The following is a 19329-nucleotide window of genomic DNA, read 5'->3' on the forward strand; positions in this document are numbered from 1 at the left end:
CCCACTGTGACCAGTGCCATATTTAAGGCGTGAACCTGTCAGACAGCCGGACAGCAGGACAGCCTGTAGTCCGCCCCCTTGCCCGGCTGAGCGCTGCCGAGGCGGTGTTCAACACCATCCGCCAGGACATCGAGTCCGGCGCGCTTCCGGTGGGGAGCAAACTGAGCTCGGAAGCCACCCTCGCACAGGTGTATGGAGTCAGCCGCTCGGTGATTCGGGAAGCCCTCCGATCCTGCACCGCCCTGGGGCTGACGGTAACCAGGACCGGCAAGGGCACGTTCGTCGTCGCCAGCAAGGTGGCCAATGACCTCACCCTGGGGCAGTACTCGGCACGCGACCTGACGGAAGCACGCCCGCACATCGAAGTCCCGGCCGCTGGACTGGCGGCTGAACGGCGCACTGCGGAGGAACTGGAAATCCTGCGGGGGATCGTCGCCGCCATGGCCGTGGAAACCGATCCGGAGTCCTGGGTGGCCCTGGACTCCAGCTTCCACGCCACCATCGCCCGCGCCAGCGGCAACAAAGTGTTTGCCAGCGTCGTGGCAGACATCCGGGATGCCTTGGCGCACCAGTCCGAGACACTGAACATGGTGGCGGACCGCCAGCACGCCTCCGACATTGAGCACCAGCAAATCCTTGCCGCGATCGAGTCCGGCTCCGCGGAAAAGGCCCGCGCTGCGATGGCGCACCATCTGGACGCCGTGGGCGTGGCCCTCGACTCCATCCTCAATAACTAGCCAGCTTCAACCGACCCTTCCAAGGACCCCATGCCCTCCCCCGTCTTTTCTGCTGCCCATACTGCTGCCCCGGCCGAGTTGGCCCTGCCGCAGCACACCCCGTTGGTCGCCACCGTGCGCGACGGCCTGGTGGAGAGCGTCCACTACGGCTCCGCAATCGCCCTGGGTGCCGACGGTTCAGTGGCGGCAACTGCGGGTGATCCCTTGGCCCCCTTCTACCCGCGCTCCGCACTCAAGCCCCTCCAGGCGGTTGCCATGGTCCGCGCCGGCCTTGAACTCCCGGCCGACCTCCTGGCCCTGGCCGCCGCCAGCCATTCCGGTGCGGCTGCACACCGGGACGGCGCTTTGCGCATCCTCGAACTGCACGGGCTGGCCCCGACCGACCTGGAAAACAGCACGGACCTGCCCTACGGCACGGCGGAGCGCGAGGACTGGCTCCGCACCGGGGGCAGCGCCACGCAGATCACCCAGAACTGCTCGGGCAAGCACGCCGCCATGGTGGCCACCTGCAAGATCAACGGCTGGCCCGTGCGGGGGTACCTTGACCCGTCGCACCCGCTGCAGCAGCTCGTGGCGGAAACGGTCCTCGACCTGACCGGCGAGGAGCCCTCAGCTGTAAGCACCGACGGCTGCGGCACCCCGCTGTTCGCCCTGACGCTGGGCGGCATGGCCCGAGCCTTCGGCCGGATCGCCCGGGCGGCCGCGGCCTCCTTGGACGGAAACGACGACGACGGCAGCCCGGCGGCCGCCGTCGGGCTCGCCATGCAGCGGCACCCGGAGATGGTGGCCGGGGAAGGCCGCGATGTCACCGCCCTGATGCGCCTGGTCCCCGGCGCCGTAGCCAAGGACGGCTTTGAAGGCGTGCAGCTGGTGGGCCTGCCCGACGGCAGCGCCGTCGCCGTAAAGATTTCCGACGGCGGCGACCGCGCCCGGATGCCCGCCACCGTCAGCCTCCTGGAAGCGCTGGGAATGGATACCGAGCCTCTTGCCGGGATCGCCACGGCCCCTGTCCTGGGCGGCGGCCACCCTGTGGGCCAGCTCCTGGCCACCGACTTCCTGAACCCTGCTTTCCTGAACACCAACCAGTCCACGCCCGACAACGAAGCCCTGTGAGGACAACCATGACCATCACCGAAACCGCGGCGGAAGCCACCTCCGCCCCAGCCAGGTCGGAGCACGACCTGCTCGGCGACCGGGACGTCCCAGCCGACGCGTACTGGGGCGTGCACACGCTTCGCGCCGTGGAAAACTTCCCCATCACCGGCCAGAAGCTGTCATCCAACATGCACTTGGTCCGCGGCCTTGCGGCGGTGAAGCTGGCCGCCGCCCGCACCAACCGTGAGCTCGGCCTGCTGGACGCCGAACGCGCCGACGCCATCGGGCAGGCGTGCCAGGACGTCCTGGACGGCAAACTTGCCGACCAGTTCGTGGTGGACGTTGTGCAGGGCGGTGCGGGGACGTCGTCGAACATGAACGCCAACGAGGTCATCGCCAACCGCGCCCTGGAAATCCTGGGCCACCCCAAGGGTGACTACGCGCGGCTGCACCCTAACGACCACGTCAACCTCAGCCAGTCCACCAACGATGTGTACCCCACGGCCGTCAAGCTGGGCACCATCTTCGCCGGCCGGGAACTGCTGGCGGCACTCGAAGAACTCGAGGAAGCCTGCGCCGCCAAGGCCATGGAGTTCCGCACCGTGGTGAAGATGGGCCGCACCCAGCTGCAGGACGCCGTCCCCATGACCCTGGGCCAGGAATTCGGAACCTACGCCATCACCATCGGTGAGGACCGGCTGCGCCTGGCGGAGGCCGAGCTGCTGATCCACGAGATCAACCTCGGAGCTACCGCCATCGGCACCGGCCTGAACGCCCCCGCCGGTTACGCCGCAACAGCCTGCCGTCATCTGGCCGAGATCACCGGACTCCCGCTGGTGACCGCCGTCGACCTGATTGAAGCCACCCAGGACGTGGGCGCCTTCGTGCACCTGTCCGGCGTGCTCAAGCGGGTGGCGGTCAAGCTGTCCAAAATCTGCAACGACCTCCGTCTGCTCTCCTCAGGCCCGCGCGCCGGCTTCGGCGAGATCAACCTGCCGGCGGTGCAGTCCGGGTCCTCGATCATGCCCGGCAAGATCAACCCGGTCATCCCGGAAGTGGTCTCGCAGGTGGCCTACGAGGTGATCGGCAACGACGTCACCATCACCATGGCCGCCGAAGCCGGGCAACTGCAGCTCAACGCCTTCGAACCGATCATTGTCCACAGCCTCCACAAGAGCATTTCCCACCTGGAAGCAGCCTGCCGCACCCTTACGGCCCGCTGCATCCGGGGTATCACCGCCAACACCGATCACCTGCGCCGCACCGTGGAGCAGTCCATCGGCCTGGTCACCGCATTGAATCCCCACCTCGGCTACGCCACTGCAACCGCCATCGCGCAGGAAGCACTTGCCACCGGCAAGGGCGTGGCGGAACTGGTCCTGGAACACGGGCTCCTCACCGACGCCCAGCTCCAGGAACTCCTCAGCCCCGAACGCCTGGCCAACCTCAGCAAGTAATCCGTCTTGTAAGGACACCCCCATGACAAACACCCCCCTTCCAGACCACCTGATCGATGGTGGGCACGCGCATGCCACCGAGACCTCCCTGCACGCGGAGGACAAGGGTTACCACAAGAACCTGAAGCCGCGGCAGATCCAGATGATCGCGATCGGCGGTGCGATCGGTACCGGCCTGTTTCTGGGCGCCGGCGGCCGGCTGAACGCTGCAGGCCCGTCCCTGGTCATCGCCTACGCGGTGTGCGGGTTCTTCGCGTTCCTGATCCTGCGCGCCCTGGGCGAACTGGTCCTGCACCGCCCTTCGTCGGGTTCGTTCGTTTCCTACGCCCGCGAATTCTTCGGTGAAAAGGCCGCGTTCGTTTCCGGCTGGTTCTACTGGATCAACTGGGCCACCACCACCATCGTGGACATCACCGCCGCCGCCCTCTACATGCACTTCTTCGGCAACTACATCCCCTGGATGGCCGACGTCCCCCAGTGGGCCTGGGCACTGACCGCCCTGATCGTGGTCCTGGCCCTGAACCTGGTCTCCGTGAAGGTCTTCGGCGAAATGGAATTCTGGTTCGCCCTGATCAAGGTCGCCGCCCTGGTCGCCTTCCTCATCATCGGCACCTACTTCGTCATCTTCGGCACCCCCGTGGACGGACAACAGGTCGGCATCAACCTGCTGTCCGATAACGGCGGGATCTTCCCCAACGGCCTGCTGCCCATGATCATCCTCATGCAGGGCGTCCTGTTCGCCTACGCCTCGATCGAACTGGTGGGCACCGCCGCCGGCGAAACCGAAAACCCGGAAAAGATCATGCCCAAGGCCATCAACTCCGTGGTCTTCCGCATCGCCGTGTTCTACGTCGGCTCCGTAATCCTGCTGGCCCTGCTGCTGCCGTTCACGTCCTACCAAAAGGGCGTCAGCCCCTTCGTGACCTTCTTCGGCTCCATCGGCGTCCAGGGCGTGGATGTCATCATGAACCTCGTGGTCCTCACCGCCGCCCTGTCCTCGCTGAACGCAGGGCTCTACTCCACCGGCCGGATCCTGCGCTCGATGTCCGTCAACGGCTCGGCCCCCAAGTTCGCCTCCCGCATGAACAAAGCCGGCGTCCCCTACGGCGGCATCGCCATCACCGCCGTCGTCTCCCTTCTCGGCGTGCCGCTGAACTACCTCGTCCCCGCCGAAGCCTTCGAGATCGTCCTGAACATCGCCTCCGTGGGCATCATCATGACCTGGGCCACCATCGTGCTCTGCCAGATCCAGCTCAAACGCTGGGCGGACAAGGGCTGGGTGGAACGCCCCTCGTTCCGGATGTTCGGCGCCCCCTACACGGGCTACCTTTCACTGCTCTTCCTGGTCGGCGTCCTGATCATGGTCTTCATCGACTCACCGCTCACCATGCTCGTCACCGCGATCGCCTCCATCCTCATGGTCATCGGCTGGTACGCCTGCCGCACGCGCATCCGCGAGATCGCCGAAACCCGCGAAGGCTTCACGGGAATGTCCCCCGTGGTCGCCAACGCCCCGGCTGACACCTTCAAGAAGTAACCGCGCTTTAAACATCCGACGGCGGCACCTGGGTTCTGGAATTCGCAGAATCCAAGTGCCGCCGTCGGGGTTTAACGGTGGCTGCTGCCCGTCACTTGGACGGTTTGACCACCATGGCTGATCCGCCGCCGCGCCTGACCGGCTCCGCGGCCGCCAGGACGCGACCGTCATCAAGGAACTCGATGGCGGTGGCTGCGCCAATCTCAGAGGCCGACGTGAACGAGTCACCCGACGGTGTCAGCTTGTGGCCGAAGCGGGATGTCAGGGCCGCGCCGTACTTGTCGATAAAGGCCGGCTCGGCAGTGACGCTGGCCGTATTCCGCTGGGACGCACGGGGTGCAGCAATGGCATCAGGGGTGCTCATGCCCAGGTCGATCCGGTTGACGATGGTCTGCAGGACGGTGGTGATGATGGTGGAACCGCCCGGGGAACCCAGGGCCAGGAACGGCTTGCCATCCTCCAGGAGGATGGTTGGCGACATGGACGAACGCGGCCGCTTGCCCGGCTCGATCCGGTTGGGGTCGGTGGCGCTGTAGACCGTGGAGAAGTCGGTGAGCTCGTTGTTGAGCAGGAAGCCACGGCCGGGGACAACCATGCCCGAGCCGCCGGTCTGCTCAATGGTCAGCGTGTACTCCACCACGTTGCCCCACTTGTCCGAGACAGTCATATTGGTGGTGGAGATGTTCTCGGTGTCCTTCTCATCGGCGGGCGCCGCCGGTGCCGCCGGGCAGGTGCCGTCGTACGAGGTGACGTCGCCGGGCTGCACGGGCTTGGTTGCCGCCTTGTTGGGGTCGAGTTCGCAGGCGCGTTCCTTGCCGAAGATGGGGTCAGTCAGGGCTTTGGTCGGCACCTTCACAAATGCGGGGTCTCCTACGTACTTTCCGCGGTCCGCGAACGCCAGGGCGCTGGCCTCGAGGTAGTGGTGCAGCACAGCAGGCTGGTCCTTCTTCAGCGCCGGAAGGTTGAACACATCCAGGATGTTCAAGGACTCACCAACGGTGGTGCCGCCGCTGCTGGAGGGGGCCATGCCGTAGACGTCATAGCCGCGGTAGTTCACGTGCGTTGGATCCTGGTCCAGGGCTTCGTAGTCGGCCAGGTCCTCCGCCGTCATGGAACCCACCGGGACGGGGAGGGTGGTGTCCGGGGACTTGGGCGGATTCTGCACCGTCTTGGCGATCTCCTCCGCCAACGGGCCGGTGTAGAAGGCACTCATGCCATCCTTGGCCAGCATGCGGTAGGTGGCGGCGAGGTCGTGGTTCTTGAAGATTGAGCCAACCTCGGGCAGCTTGCCGCCCTGCAGGTACAGGTCCTTGGTGGAGGTGAAGGCCGCAAACCGTGCCTGGTTGTCCTGGGTCTGGTTACGGAAGGTCTCATCCACCACGAAACCACGGTCTGCAACCTTGATGGCAGGCTTCAGGGCGTCGCCCAGGCTGAGTGTGCCCCAGCGTTCCAGCGCCCGTTCCCAGGTGGCCGGCGTGCCGGGAACGCCTACCGAGACGCCGCTGGTGACCAGTTCAGGAGTGAAACGGTAAGGCTTGCCCGTAGCTGGATCGATGAACGCATCCTGCTTGATCCCGGCCGGTGCCGTTTCCCGCCCGTCGATGGTTCTGACTTTCCCGGACTTCGCATCGTAATAGACAAAGTAGCCGCCCCCGCCGATCCCGGCACTGTACGGTTCAGTGACGCCAAGGGTGGCTGCCGCGGCGACGGCGGCGTCCACCGCGTTTCCACCCTTGCTGAGGACTTCGATGGCCGCCGCTGAAGCGTCGGGGTCCACCGTACTGACGGCCCCACCGTAGCCGGTGGCCGTGGGATTCTTGTCGGTTTGCCGGGGGTCGGCAGACGCGGGGCTGATGGCCCCGGTGTTGACGCTCATTGCCAGCGCGGCAGTAACAGCCGCGAGCCGGCGTCCGAGATGTGGCATGGTGGCTCCTACATGGGGTTCGAGTGGTGTGGGCCACGCTACTCTTCGGGTAGGACACTCTCAACGACTCCGGATGGGACGGACACGATGGCAGGATCCAAACTCGCAGTGGTGGGCGCGGGCAGCGTCGGCACCTCGCTGGCGTACGCCGCCCTGATCCGCGGCTCCGCCAGCAACATCGCGCTGTTCGATGTCAACGCGCCAAAGGCGGAGGCGGAAGCCCTGGACCTGGCGCACGGCAGCCAGTTCGCCGCAGCCTCGGCAACCGTCACCGGAGGCGGGGATATCGGCGTGACGGAAGGCGCCGACGTCGTGGTGATCACGGCGGGTGCCAAGCAGAATCCGGGCCAAAGCCGCCTGGACCTGGCCGGCACCAACGTGCGGATCCTGGAGCAGCTGATGCCGCTGCTGCTTGAGCGCGCGCCGGACGCCGTCTATGTCCTGGTCACCAACCCCTGTGACGTGCTGACGGTGGCCGCCCAGCGGATTTCCGGGCTGCCGGCGCAGCGGATCTTCTCCTCCGGGACGGTGCTGGACACGTCCAGGCTGCGCTGGCTGCTGGCCCGGCGGGCGGGCGTTTCCGTCACCAGCGTCCACGCCAGCATGGTGGGCGAGCACGGCGACACCGAATTCCCGCTGTGGTCCGGCGCCACCATCGGGCCGGTCCCGATCCGGGACTGGACGGACGACGGCGAGCGTATCTTCACGCCCGACTACCTCGCCGCCACCGCCAAGGAGGTGGTCCAGGCGGCCTACAAGGTGATCGCCGGCAAGGGCGCCACGAACTACGCCATCGGCCTGTCCGGCGCCCGAATCGTGGAGGCGCTGCTGCGCGACGACAACGCCGTCCTGCCGGTCTCCACCGTACTGTCGGGGCTGCACGGGATCTCCGGGGTGGCACTGTCCCTGCCCAGCGTGGTGGGCCGGGGCGGGGTGCACCGCGTCCTGGAAACACCCATGGACGACGGCGAGCTGGCGGCTTTGCGGCATTCCGCGGACACCCTGCGCAACACCATGGACGCCTTGGGAATCTGACCACCGCGCCCGGTCACCTATGCTCAGCTAAGGCGGCAACGCAGGCTCAACGACGAACCAAACAGGAGCAACGCATGACCAACTGGCGCATCAGGGATTTCCATTCGGCTGACCTGGACGGGATTTTGCACCTCTGGGAGACGCTCAAGGCCCACAATGTGGAGCCTGTCTACGCCCTGTCAGAGGTCCTCGCGTCCTGCGAAAAGGACCACGCCGTGGTGGCGGTGCAGGGCGAGCAGGTGGTGGGTGCCGCCGTCGGGCGCGCCGCGCACGACCAGGGCTGGATCGTCTTCCTCGCCACCCTGCCGGAGTACCGTGGCAGGGGCATCGGCACCTCGCTGCTTGCCGCCGTCGAGAACCGCATGGCCCCGCACGGCCTGAACAAACTGTCGGCCCTTATGCCGGAATCCGAAACCCGGGTGGAGGCCTTCCTGGGGCGCGGCTTCGCGCTCAAGAAGAACCTGCGCTACTTCGAGCGCACCATCCCGGTCCAGCGGCAGGAGCTCGGCGCCCTGGGCCAGCTGGGCGGCCGCGTCCTGGCCCGCGACCTGTGGGAGAACGTGGCGGGCATGCGCAAGGAGAAGGAACTGCTGGAACGGCGCCTGGTGCTGCCGCTCGCCGAGGCGGACCTGGCGGATGAATTCGGCGTGGTGCCGCCGCGCGCCGTCGTCCTCTTTGGCCCGCCCGGTACCGGCAAGACCACCTTCGCCAAGGCCATCGCGTCCCGTTTGGAGTGGCCGTTCGTGGAGGTGTTCCCCTCCCGCCTGGCCGGCGATCCCCAGGGCCTGGCCGGTGCCCTCCGCGAGACCTTCCTGGAGATCGCGGAGCTGGAGCACGCCGTGGTGTTCATCGACGAGGTGGAGGAGATCGCGTCCCAGCGCGCGGGCGATCCGCCGTCGCCGCTGCAGGGCGTCACGAATGAACTGCTGAAGATCATCCCCGCGTTCCGTGAACAGCCGGGCCGGCTCCTGGTCTGCGCCACCAACTTCATCCGCGCCCTGGACTCGGCCTTCCTGCGCCACGGCCGGTTCGATTACGTCATCCCCATCGGGCTGCCGGACCGGCAGGCGCGGGAAGCGATGTGGCAGCGGTTCATCCCTGCGGCGGTGGTGGACGGCGTGGACGTGGAACTGCTCGTGGAGAAGACCCAAGGCTTCTCCCCGGCTGACATCGAGTACGCAGCCCGGAGCGCCTCCCAGCGGGCGCTGGAAAAAGCAGTGTACGACGACGGCGGGCTGGCCTCCGGAGGCGGGGTTTCCGTCCGCGAGGCGGTCCGGAAGGGCCCCTCCACCCAGGACTACCTCGACGCCATCGGCGACACGCGCACCACGGTCAGTCCCGAAGTGCAGGCGGACTTCCTGGAGGACATCGAGGCGTTGGGCCGGGTCTAGCTCCCGGGAGCGTCGTCGTATCGGAGGTTTTCGTAGTCGGTGTCATCCGCCTCGTCCAACTCTGCGTCGAACTCCTCCAGCAGCCAAGGGTTGACGCGGGCCAGGATTTTGCGGATCTCCTCCGCTTCAACGGCCGCGTAAAGCACCGGCCGGGCGTCCCGGTATTTGGTAACAGGCGGCTTATCGGGCCATTTTTCGGCAAGGGCACGGACGCGTTCGGGCAGTGAGTTGTGCGCGTTGTCGGCGATTTTGACCAGGGCGGCGTCATGGTCCTGGGCTATCTCATGGATACCGGCGAGGTAGTCATCGGGGTTGCTGTGCAGCCGATTGGTGACGCGTTCAATGATGTCGACCGCGCGCTCGGAAACCCCCATTTCAAGCAGAGCCTGCCGGGTCATGGGGGTGTCTTCGGCAATGTCATGAAGATAGCCGGCGATCCGGACGTCGTCGTCGAAGTCTGCCAGCGCATCCCCCACAGCCAGCACGTGGTCTTTGTAAGGCCGCTTGAGCTTGTCCTTCTGGCGGTTGTGCGCCACCTCGGCAAGGACACGGGCCGTCTCGGGAGTGAAACTGCTGGCAGAGCGCTGATCAGTGGGTTCCGGCATGCCACCAGCCTACGGGGCAGAGCGGCCGCCCGGGGCGGACCAAACCCACGCTTCCCTGGGCAGCAGTTCGGGATTGAACTCTGCCAAGGCACGTTCGAGCGGACCCGGCGGGAGCCCCAATGAGCCGAGCAGATGGTCCCGCACCGCGTCGGCAGTAGTGCCCCGGGCTGCCAGGTCCGCCAGCGTTACGGCTCCGTCACGCTTGGCCAGCCTGGCGCCGTCGTGGTTGACCACCAATGGAACATGGGCATATTCCGGAACGGGAATATTCAGGAGGGACGCCACATATACCTGCCGCGGGGTGGACGGGAGCAGGTCATCGCCGCGGACCACCTGGTCTATGCCTTGTTCGGCATCGTCTACCACGACGGCGAGGTTGTACGCCACCACGCCGTCGTTGCGGCGCAGCACAAGGTCGTCAACCACTCCCGTGTAGTCGCCGCGGAGGACGTCCCGCACCGTGTATTCCGCCACATCCGCCCGCAACCGGATGGCGGCAGGACGCAGGGACCGCTTGAACTCCAGTTCTGCCGGGTCCAGGTTGCGGCAAGTCCCCGGGTAGGCACCTTGGGGCGCATGCGGGGCCGAGGGCGCCTCTTGGATTTCGCGTCGGGTGCAGAAGCACTCGTAGGTCAGGCCCGCTTCCTGCAACCGGGTAATCGCTTTGGCGTACAGGCTTTGCCGATCCGTCTGTCGAACGACGTCCCCATCCCAAGTCACGCCAATGGCGGCCAAGTCGCGCAACTGCACGGCTTCCGCTCCAGCACGGGCGCGGTCGAGGTCCTCCACCCGCAGCAGGAACCTGCGCCCGGTGGAGCGGGCAAAGAGCCAGGCAAGGATGGCGGTCCGCAGGTTTCCCACGTGCAGTTCACCGGAGGGACTGGGGGCAAAGCGGCCGGCGGAGGTCATGGACCCAGCCTATGCGGGAGACCGGAATGCCAGGACAACACAAGAGCCCCTCAGCTACCGATGACTGCGGAATTCCGACGTCGGTAGCTCAGGGGCTCTTGCCGTGTTTGCAGAGTGAGCGTGGTGTGAACAAGACTCATCCAGCGGCGGCCTCCTTGCGGGAAGCGGTGTCCAGCGTGCCGGGTGGTGTGCCGGGAAACTGTAGCCTGAGGGGACCAGCGGTAGCTTTTGCCCTTGTTGCCACAATTTCAGCAGACACCATACAGTTGGGACAACCGGCAGGAGTTGGATTGGTCACTCTGACTAATTCCTGACGCTAGAACAAGCAGGGAGTGGTCAGATTGCAGGAACTGGACGCCACGGACAAGCGCATCCTGAATGCCCTGGACGAGGACCCGCGAGTCCCGATCATGGTGCTGGCGCAGCGGCTTGGCCTTGCCCGCGGAACCGTGCAAAGCCGGCTGGAGCGGATGACGGCGTCGGGGGCGCTGCGGCCCAACAGCAGCCGGGTGCTGCCGGCCGCCCTTGGAAGGGGCGTGGCCGCAGCCGTCAGCGCCGAACTGGACCAGAGCCACCTCAACGAGGCCATTGCCGCCCTCCGCAAAATTCCCGAAGTCCTGGAATGCCATGCACCGGCCGGGGACACCGACCTGCTGATCCGGGTGGTGGCCAAAAGCCCGGACGACCTCTACCGGGTCTCCGAAGAAATCCGTCTCTGCCCAGGCATCGTCCGCACCTCCACCAGCATGTTCCTGCGTGAGGTCATCCCGTACCGCACCACCGGCCTCCTTCAGGGTGAGCCGGAGCGCTGAGGCTAAACCGGCGGACCCGCGTTTGATTTCAGGTTCTTCATCACCAGTGTTGAGGTCAGCCGCTCCACCCCGGGCAGGGACGTGAGCTCGGTATCGTAAAAGCGCTGGTAGGCCGGCAGGTCCTCGGCGATGACCTTCAACAGGTAGTCCGGGGAACCGAAGAGCCGCTGCGCCTCGATGATGTTGGGATTCTCCGCCACCCGGTTCTCGAAGATTTCCATGGTGGGCCGGTCCACTTGCCGCAGCGTGACGAAGACGATTGCCTCGAAGCCCAGGCCCACGGCTGCCGGATCGACGTCCGCCTTATACCCGCGGATCACCCCGGACTGTTCCAGGTCCCGTAGCCGCCGGTGGCATGGCGCCACCGTTAGGCCCACCTTCGAAGCGAGGGCGGTGGCAGTCATCCGCCCATCCTCTTGGAGGTGGCGCAAAATACTTCTGTCGATGTTGTCCAGCACGCAATAAACATACTGCTTGGGCCGTGAGTCGGGCGAAAACAGGAGAGCACTTTTGGCCGGATTCTCCCTATGGTTGCTCCTGAGAGCCCTTCGACAGGAGAAACCCATGAATCCGCAGCTGTTCCTGGCCTTTCTGGTGGTGGCCGCAGCACTGGCCTGCACTCCGGGAGTGGACTGGGCGTACACCATTGCCGCAGGGCTCCGGCAGCGCAGCTTCGTCCCCGCGGTGGCCGGGCTCTGCGGTGGTTACGTCCTCCACACGGTCCTGCTGGTGGCAGGGCTCGCCGCAGTGCTGGCCGGGATGCCCGGCGTCCTGGGCTGGATCACGCTGGCGGGTGCCGGTTACCTGCTGTGGCTAGGGGTGGGAACCCTTCGGTCCTGGCGCGGTGCCAGCTTCAGCGCCTCTGCCGACGGCGGTACCGGCACCCAACTGCGTACCTTCCTGCAGGGGATGGGCACCAGCGGGATCAACCCCAAGGGCCTGCTCTTCTACGTGGCGCTCATCCCGCAGTTCGTCAGCGCCGACGCTTCACTGCCGGTGCCGGTGCAATCCGGGCTCCTCGGCATGACGTTCGTGGCGCTGGTGGGCGTGGTCTACACCGTTGTGGCCCTGCTCTCGCGCAAACTGCTGCAGAGTAGGCCCGGCGCCGCTCGGTCAGTGACCCTGGCCAGCGGCATCATCATGGTGGCGCTGGGGGCAGTGCTGCTGGGTGAGCAGCTGGTGCCGTTCCTGGCCGGGCGGGCCTAGATCCCGGCCATGCCTGGTTCACAGCGGAATTCCTAGTCCCCGCTGAGTTCCTTCCAGTCCTGCTCCCAGATCCGGCGCATTTCCTCGTCCTTGCGGATGGGTACCGGCGCCTCGAGCTCACGCTGCGGTTCCGGGTCTTCCCGCCGACGTCCCCAATCACGCGGGTTCAGGGACCGGCGGCTTGATTCCAGCACCAGCAGTGCACGGTCCGTGAGCGCGTCGTTGCGGAGCGCCAGGTGGGTCTTGCGGCGGCGAAGCACCTCAGCGATCGCCTGGTGTGCAGCATCCAGCCGGCCCTCCCGGCGCAGGGCACGGGCACGGACCAGCAGCAGGGCGGCAGAGAGGTCGTCCGCGTTCAGCAGGCCCTCGGTCCAGTCGATGACGGTTCGGCTCCGGCCCAGCGCGAGGGCCAGCGAACAGCGCGCCAGGGCCATGGGGAGCGACGGCGGCAGGCCGGCGAGTGCATCAAGCGCAGCTTCCGTGCGGCCCGTCTCGCGCAGCGAATGGGCCAGCGCCAGGAACACCGATTCCTCGCTGAACAGGACAGGGATCTCCACCCGCTCGGCGAGTTCGATCCTGGTGACGATGCGGGTGAGGTAAGTGGAGGAGTAGCGGTTCGCTTCGTCGTCGTTCCTGGTGGTGAGCCCGCGCTGGAGGAGCTCGGAGGCCCGCAGGTAGCCGCCGTGCTTGTACACCAGCAGCCCGGCCATCAGGTAGCAGAGCCCGGCCCAACCAGGGTAGGCGCGGGCCAAGGTGATCAGGCGCTCCGGTTCACGGCTGGTGAAGACGGCCTCGTGGACCGCCTTGGCCGGCTTGGGCATCAGCCGCTTAAGCCGCGGCACCTCGCCGTCGATGGACAGCAGGGCCGGATTGCGTCCGCCCAAAACCCCTGTGAGCAAGCCACCTACTCCCCCAGCAAGGTCATGGACCGGGGTGCGCAGTTGGGCCTGCCCGAAAGGAGTGAGGTCGCGGCTGTCCCAGTAGATCGGTGCAGTATCCCCGGAGCTCATCCTTCCATGCTAGCTGTGGGGAGCTCCCGCCGGACGCGGTCTCCAGGGCGCGGACCCCGAGCCCGGCCCTTGTCCCCGGCGCCGTTTTCAGGAAGGGTGGTAAGCACCCTTAGTAATTATCCTCAGTAGGAGAAATACCATGCAGATCGACAAGAACCAGATCCTCGAACTCCTGCGGTCCCAGGGAGACCAGGACAAGGCGTCGCAGGCGGAGTCCGAGCTGCCGGACCAGGTGGACACCGAACAGCATGCCGGCCTGCTTTCCAGGCTCGGCATCAATCCCGCGGACCTGCTGTCGAAGCTTCCCGGCGGCCTGGGCGACAAACTTCCCGGCGGCTTGGGCGACAAGCTCGGCGGACTGGGCCTGTAGGACTACCGGGCCGGGAAAGGTCAGCTCCTGGCCATGAACCATTCGGTGAAGGAGGCGGCGCGGCCTGACTCGGTAAACCTGATGACCCACAGATTGTCGTACGTCGGCCCGCCGCCCGAATAGACGGTGACGCCCTGGACAAAGGCGGTGGCGCCGTCGCACCCGAGCAGCTCCCAGGTGAACGTCCAGCCTCCCGGTTCGTCCCTGGCCGCCAGCCAGCCGTCGACGATCCCGTCCCTGCCCCGCCACGGTTCGGGATCGTGGGGACGGGTTTCATAGACGGCGTCAGGGGTGAAGAGGGCACCGATATCGTCGGCCGCGTTGCTGGTCCAGGCGGCCTGGTATCTCTCCATCCAGGCGTGGACGTGCTCGGAGGCTGAAGCTGGCTGGGTCATATCTTGGTTTTACCCGCGCCGCACTTAGCAAGCAACGGCTTTAGCCATTGGCAGCGGCTATCCACACGCCGATGATCCAGGTGCTGGCGGCGAGGCAGGCGAGTCCGAATTCGGCGAGCATGCCCAGGCCGGTGGCCTTCAGCGCCGCCCAGCTGGATCTCGCCGCCGTCGACATGTCCCGCGTCCGCAGGAACTCGCTGACCAGCAGGCCGGCGGCAAAGCCCACGAAGAGCCCCACGACCGGGATGATGAACATCCCCACCACGCCCGCCACCAGTGCCAGCACGATGCTGCGGCTGGGAATGGCATGCTGCTTCAACTTCCTCCCCGTGAGGACCGCCCCTGCAGTCATCCCCGCGGCGACAAAGATCATGGCCACCGCGAAGACCACCCATCCGGCAGTCCCGGCGCCGCCCCAGATAGCCCACGCCAACAGGCTGACGCCGATCAGGACACTTCCGGGCAGGACGGGGATGATGGTGCCCGCCACCCCCACCAGGATCGCCAGGCCGCACAGGATGGTCACTACGGTCTCGGAGCTCATGGTCCCCAGTCTAGGGGCCGCTTAACGCGCGGCTTCTTAACCACGACGGCGGTGCCTCCTTCACAAAGGGGGCGCCGCCGTCGTGGTTTCCTGCAGGAAGAAGAAGCCTTACTCCGCTTCCACCGCCGCGGCGACTGCCGCGGTGACGGCGGGGGCAACACGGGGGTCCAGCGGGCTGGGCACGATGTACTCTGCCGAAAGATCCTCTGCGGCGAGGTCCGCGATGGCGCGGGCCGCCGCCAGCTTCATGGCCGGCGTGATGCGGCGGGCACCGGCATCAAGGGCGCCGCGGAAGATGCCCGGAAACGCCAGGACGTTGTTGATCTGGTTGGGGAAGTCGCTGCGGCCGGTGGCCACCACTGCGGCGTACTTCACGGCCACCTCGGGCAGGACCTCGGGGTCCGGGTTGGACAGCGCGAACACGATGGCGTCCTGGTTCATGGTGGCAAGGTGTGCCTCGTCCAGCTTGGAGGAGGAGACGCCGATGAAGACGTCGGCTCCGGCCAGTGCCTCGGCGGGGCCGCCGGCAACGCCACGGGGGTTGCTGCGGCCGGCGATGTCGGCCTTCTTGCTCGTGGAGTCTGCTGCCAGGTCCGGGCGGCTGCTGTTGAGGACGCCGCGGGAGTCCAGGAGGACGACGTCGCTGATGCCGGCGGCCAGCAGGATTTCGGCGACCGCGATGCCCGCAGCCCCTGCGCCGGACACCACCACCTTGAGCCCTTCCAGGCCGCGGCCGGTCACCTTGGCGGCGTTGGTCAGGGCGGCGAGGGCCACGACGGCGGTTCCGTGCTGGTCGTCGTGCATGACCGGGCAGTCCAGGGCCTCGATGAGCTTCTCCTCGAGCTCGAAGCAGCGCGGAGCGGAGATGTCTTCAAGGTTGACTGCACCGAAGCTGGGGCGCAGGCGGACCAGGGTTTCCACGATCTCGTCCACGTCGGTGGTGTTGAGGACCAGCGGGATGGAATCGAGGTCACCAAAGGTCTTGAACAGGGCGGACTTGCCTTCCATGACGGGCAGCGAGGCGCTGGGGCCGATGTTGCCCAGGCCCAGGACGGCGGTGCCGTCGCTGACCACGACCACCAGGCGTTCGGCCCAGGTGAGGGTTCGGGCCAGTTCAGGCTTCGCGTGGATGGCGCGGCTGACTTCGGCGACACCCGGCGTGTAGGCGATGGACAGGTCACGCTTGTTCGACAGCGGGGCTGTGGTGCTGATGGACAGCTTGCCGCCCTGGTGGGCTCCGAAGATCTCGTCCTCGGTCAGCGGGGCGGTCGCGGAATCGTCAATGGCAGTGATTGCGTCAATGGACACGTCGTTGTCTCCTGGTGCTCGCCGTGGGCGCACGGCACATGGGGCTTGGGCCCGGCCGGGCCCAAGCAGGGAAAGTAGTGCGACAGGAAACCCAGGGGTGGCGGGTCCGTGGGAACGCCGGGGATGTTTCCGCCCTGCCGCTCCTGTGCCTCCATGGTAGGCAGCCGGGGAACCAGCTTCTGGTGCCCCTTGACAAGGAAGGAAGGTGCAAAAACGTTTAGGCAGACGTTTTTATGGTCCAGATCACGGCATTATGGCGGATTTAATCCGCTTTTGGTCTAGACCAGTTACGCGGATTTGGTAACTGTGAACCCGGAGTCGGCCGCGGGAGACAGCCTGCCGCACGCCTTTTTGAGGTCTTCCTCGGCTTCGAAGAGGGAAAGCCGGCGGTTCCGGACGGACTGGACCAGACCAGTGACGGTCAGCAGGAGGACCCGCGCCCCTACGGCATCGCCGCAGGCGGAGGTGACGAGCTTCTCACTGAGCACGTCGATCTCGCGCAGGAGGTCGGTGGTGTCCTTCTCCGGGAGGTACACGCCCCGGCTAAGGCACTGCTCCACGGCGGGCTGCATGACGCGCATGTGGAAGATCTCCATCAGCAGGCCCGAAAGTGCTCGGCCACGGAAGCGGGGTGAGGAATTGCGGGTTCCGGCCTGCAGCTCATCAAGCTGCTGCCGGTACAGCGCCAGCATCAGGTGCGTGGGCGACGGAAAGTAGCGGTAAAGGGTGCCCAGCGGTACGTCTGCTTTTTCTGCGACCTGGGAGAGTTCCACACCGTCGAGTCCCGTGCGGGCGAACCCTGCAGCAGTATCGAGGATCCGCGTGTAGCGGAGGCGCTGACGTGGAGCGGAAGGCCGGGCGGCCATGGGCGGATGGTCTGAAAAAGTCTCGGGCACCAGCATTCCGGGGTTGTGTTTTAGCGACTGCGGCCAGGAGCGCCCCCACTTCCGTACCGCCCTGCAGCCGGGTTCAACTATACGGCACAGAACCATGCCCTAATTTGTCAGCCAGCCTTACTATCGGTACCTCCAGGGTTAGCTGACGCCCTTGATTTTCACCACGAAGACGGCGCCCAGCAGCCCAATGACGGCTGCCGTCAGGAACAGTGTCCGGTAGCCGCCCCCGTAGGTCACGGCCAGCAGCGCCAGCGCCGGGGCGACCACCTGCGGCAGGGAGTTGGCCACGTTGATGACGCCCATGTCCCTGCCGCGGCTGACGGCGAAGGGCAGGACCTGGGTGAGCAGTGCGAAGTCCACGGCCAGGTACGCGCCGAAGCCGATGCCCAGCACGGCGGCGCCGGCAAGGGCGCCCGGCCACACAGGGAAGAACGCCATGATGGCGCCGGCCATGGCAATGGTGGCGGAGGAGCCGATGACGAAGGGCTTCCGTCTCCCCATCCGGTCGCTCCAGGGCCCCGCCAACACTGCGGTGATCATCACCATCACGGCATAAATCCCCGTCAGGACCAGCACGCCGGTGGCCGGATCCTGGTATTTGATGATGTCCCGCAGGAAGAAGAGCAGGTACACGATGGTCAGCTGGTTGCCAACGTTCACCAGGAACCGCGTCAGCCAGGCCCAGGCAAAGTCAGGGTAGCGCCGGGGGCTGATCCAGAATCCGCGCAGGAACCGGCCAAGCCCGAACCGTCCGGCAGCGTCCTTCGGCAGTGCGGGGTCGTTGCTATGGAACAGGTATGGCAGCACGGACACCAGCAGCGCCCCGGCGCACAGCCAGTAACCCACCATGAAGTTGCCTGACACCACGGCACCGAAGACGGCTCCGGTGAGGATTCCAAGTGTCTGGCCCATGGCGGCAAGCCCGCCCACTCCCCCGCGCTGGACCACCGGTACCCGGTCGGGGACGGCGGCGGTGATGGCAGCATAAGCGGCATTCGCGCCAAGCTGCACCAGACACCAGAACAGCACCATCAGCGCCACGGCACCGGAGAAGGACATGGCCAGCAGCGCCGCAGTGGCCAGCCCCGCACCGGCCAGCACCCATGGCGCGCGCCGCCCGAAGCGGGAGGTGGTCCGGTCCGAGAGCGCACCGAAGAGCGGATTGGCCACCAGGGAGACCGCCGCGCCACAGGCCGTGACCAGCGAAAGGATAGCCTCCTTGCCGGGCGCGTCGATGCTGATCGCCTGCTGGCCGATAAACACGTTGATGGGGCCGAAGAACGCCGCGTTGATGCCCACGTTCACCAGCACCAGGCCGGTGACCCAGCGGGCGGTTACTTTGTGCACCGGTTCGGCGAGCGCCGCCGTCGTACTAACACCTTCGGAGGTGCCACCCGGCGGCACGGGCGTGTGGAACGGACTCATTCGCTTGGCTCCCCCTGCTGCGGCCGGTTGGCGGTGGGATCAGACTATCGTGGGCGGTAGCCGGCCGCCCGGGTAATTGGCGGCCTATCGCCCAAGGAACAACGTTGGCAAGGACAAAGGAGACCCAGATGAGCGCACCCACCCCGGCAGAAGGCACAGCGGTGAACACGGCAGACCTTTACGATGAGCGCGGGGACGAACTGGCGTCCGTCTCCCTGCAGTTCCAGTCCCTGGGCGGCCGCTCGCACTTCAGCGGTCCCGTGCGCACCATCCGCTGCTTCCAGGACAACGCCCTGGTGAAGTCGACGCTCAATTCCCCAGGCAACGGGGCCGTGCTGGTGGTGGACGGCGGCGGTTCGCTGGGCACCGCGCTGATGGGGGACATGATCGCCGAAAGCGCCGTGGCGAACGGGTGGGCCGGCGTCGTCATCAATGGGGCCATCCGCGACCGACTGGCCATCGCGCGGCTGGACCTGGGCGTCAAGGCCCTGGGCAGCAACCCAAGGAAGAGCCTGAAGGCCGGCGCAGGCGAGGTGGACGTGGATGTGGTGATTGACGGCGTGACCTTCCGCCCCGGAGCCACCGTCTGGTGCGACCCGGACGGAATCCTCGTGGAGCCGTAGCGGAAAAGTCCGCAGGGCGGGGAATAGAAAGAGCGGGTAAGATAGTTACT

General features: G+C 66.4%; 20 protein-coding genes. 10 read left to right on the top strand and 10 right to left on the bottom strand.

All coding sequences use genetic code 11. The features are described from left to right. Positions 1-29 precede the first annotated feature (29 nt). Genes LFT46_RS19765 through LFT46_RS19780 form a run of 4 tightly spaced genes read left to right on the top strand, consistent with a single transcriptional unit; the run spans position 30 to position 4826 of the window. Positions 30-737: a FadR/GntR family transcriptional regulator gene (locus LFT46_RS19765; RefSeq protein WP_236800220.1), complete on the top strand. Its 708-nt coding sequence runs from the start codon at positions 30-32 to the stop codon at positions 735-737. A 30-nt stretch (positions 738-767) separates the two neighbouring features. Continuing rightward, positions 768-1850 carry an asparaginase gene (locus tag LFT46_RS19770; RefSeq protein WP_236800221.1) on the top strand — a complete coding sequence of 361 codons (1083 nt, stop codon included), beginning with the start codon at positions 768-770 and terminating at the stop codon, positions 1848-1850. Between the two features lie 8 nt (positions 1851-1858). Further along, on the top strand, positions 1859-3289 hold the full coding sequence (locus tag LFT46_RS19775) for an aspartate ammonia-lyase (RefSeq protein WP_236800222.1): 1431 nt from the start codon (positions 1859-1861) through the stop codon (positions 3287-3289). Between the two features lie 22 nt (positions 3290-3311). Then, positions 3312-4826: an amino acid permease gene (locus LFT46_RS19780; protein ID WP_236800223.1), complete on the top strand. Its 1515-nt coding sequence runs from the start codon at positions 3312-3314 to the stop codon at positions 4824-4826. Between the two features lie 91 nt (positions 4827-4917). On the opposite strand, the gene ggt is transcribed toward LFT46_RS19780, so the two are convergent. Beyond that, entirely contained in the window at positions 4918-6750 is a 1833-nt protein-coding gene (gene ggt / locus LFT46_RS19785; protein WP_236800224.1) for a gamma-glutamyltransferase, read from the bottom strand. An 87-nt stretch (positions 6751-6837) separates the two neighbouring features. Here ggt and LFT46_RS19790 point away from each other — a divergent pair, with 87 nt between their 5' ends. After that, positions 6838-7785 carry an L-lactate dehydrogenase gene (locus LFT46_RS19790; protein ID WP_236800225.1) on the top strand — a complete coding sequence of 316 codons (948 nt, stop codon included), beginning with the start codon at positions 6838-6840 and terminating at the stop codon, positions 7783-7785. Between the two features lie 74 nt (positions 7786-7859). After that, complete coding sequence (locus tag LFT46_RS19795) at positions 7860-9176, top strand: ATP-binding protein (RefSeq protein ID WP_236800226.1); 1317 nt, start codon at positions 7860-7862, stop codon at positions 9174-9176. Here LFT46_RS19795 and LFT46_RS19800 read toward each other — a convergent pair. Both LFT46_RS19800 and gluQRS read right to left on the bottom strand, forming a co-directional pair. After that, positions 9173-9781, bottom strand: a complete 609-nt coding sequence (locus LFT46_RS19800) for an HD domain-containing protein (RefSeq protein ID WP_236800227.1) — start codon at positions 9779-9781, stop codon at positions 9173-9175. The genes LFT46_RS19795 and LFT46_RS19800 overlap by 4 nt on opposite strands. Before the next feature lie 9 nt (positions 9782-9790). Continuing rightward, positions 9791-10690: a tRNA glutamyl-Q(34) synthetase GluQRS gene (gene gluQRS / locus LFT46_RS19805; RefSeq protein ID WP_236820795.1), complete on the bottom strand. Its 900-nt coding sequence runs from the start codon at positions 10688-10690 to the stop codon at positions 9791-9793. 341 nt (positions 10691-11031) lie between these two features. Between gluQRS and LFT46_RS19810 the strand changes: the two genes are divergently transcribed. Beyond that, positions 11032-11502 carry an Lrp/AsnC family transcriptional regulator gene (locus LFT46_RS19810; RefSeq protein WP_236802963.1) on the top strand — a complete coding sequence of 157 codons (471 nt, stop codon included), beginning with the start codon at positions 11032-11034 and terminating at the stop codon, positions 11500-11502. 2 nt (positions 11503-11504) lie between these two features. On the opposite strand, the gene LFT46_RS19815 is transcribed toward LFT46_RS19810, so the two are convergent. Continuing rightward, entirely contained in the window at positions 11505-11960 is a 456-nt protein-coding gene (locus tag LFT46_RS19815; RefSeq protein ID WP_236800229.1) for an Lrp/AsnC family transcriptional regulator, read from the bottom strand. A gap of 106 nt (positions 11961-12066) precedes the next feature. Here LFT46_RS19815 and LFT46_RS19820 point away from each other — a divergent pair, with 106 nt between their 5' ends. Next, entirely contained in the window at positions 12067-12708 is a 642-nt protein-coding gene (locus LFT46_RS19820; protein WP_236800230.1) for a LysE family translocator, read from the top strand. Positions 12709-12740: 32 nt separating this feature from the next. Here the strand turns inward: LFT46_RS19820 and LFT46_RS19825 are convergent, their stop codons facing one another. Beyond that, positions 12741-13718 (bottom strand): hypothetical protein, encoded by a 978-nt coding sequence (locus LFT46_RS19825; RefSeq protein WP_236820796.1) that lies wholly within the window; start codon positions 13716-13718, stop codon positions 12741-12743. A 139-nt stretch (positions 13719-13857) separates the two neighbouring features. Between LFT46_RS19825 and LFT46_RS19830 the strand changes: the two genes are divergently transcribed. Beyond that, on the top strand, positions 13858-14088 hold the full coding sequence (locus LFT46_RS19830; protein WP_236800232.1) for a hypothetical protein: 231 nt from the start codon (positions 13858-13860) through the stop codon (positions 14086-14088). 20 nt (positions 14089-14108) lie between these two features. On the opposite strand, the gene LFT46_RS19835 is transcribed toward LFT46_RS19830, so the two are convergent. The 5 genes from LFT46_RS19835 to LFT46_RS19855 all read right to left on the bottom strand — a co-directional run bounded on the left by LFT46_RS19835 (position 14109) and on the right by LFT46_RS19855 (position 18656). After that, positions 14109-14483 (bottom strand): nuclear transport factor 2 family protein, encoded by a 375-nt coding sequence (locus tag LFT46_RS19835; protein WP_236820797.1) that lies wholly within the window; start codon positions 14481-14483, stop codon positions 14109-14111. Between the two features lie 40 nt (positions 14484-14523). Then, entirely contained in the window at positions 14524-15027 is a 504-nt protein-coding gene (locus LFT46_RS19840) for a DUF456 domain-containing protein (RefSeq protein ID WP_236820798.1), read from the bottom strand. Between the two features lie 108 nt (positions 15028-15135). Next, a complete protein-coding gene (locus tag LFT46_RS19845; RefSeq protein ID WP_236820799.1) occupies positions 15136-16335 on the bottom strand; it encodes an NAD(P)-dependent malic enzyme in 1200 nt (399 codons plus the stop codon). Positions 16336-16622: 287 nt separating this feature from the next. After that, positions 16623-17201, bottom strand: a complete 579-nt coding sequence (locus tag LFT46_RS19850; protein ID WP_236820800.1) for a TetR/AcrR family transcriptional regulator — start codon at positions 17199-17201, stop codon at positions 16623-16625. A gap of 168 nt (positions 17202-17369) precedes the next feature. Next, the gene (locus LFT46_RS19855) at positions 17370-18656 is read right to left on the bottom strand and encodes an MFS transporter (protein WP_236820801.1); all 1287 of its coding nucleotides are present in this window, start codon (positions 18654-18656) and stop codon (positions 17370-17372) included. Positions 18657-18784: 128 nt separating this feature from the next. Here LFT46_RS19855 and rraA point away from each other — a divergent pair, with 128 nt between their 5' ends. Beyond that, positions 18785-19279 (top strand): ribonuclease E activity regulator RraA, encoded by a 495-nt coding sequence (gene rraA, locus LFT46_RS19860; RefSeq protein ID WP_236800238.1) that lies wholly within the window; start codon positions 18785-18787, stop codon positions 19277-19279. Positions 19280-19329 lie beyond the last annotated feature (50 nt).

The sequence above is a fragment of the Arthrobacter sp. FW306-07-I genome, from assembly GCF_021800405.1.
GTDB lineage: Bacteria > Actinomycetota > Actinomycetes > Actinomycetales > Micrococcaceae > Arthrobacter.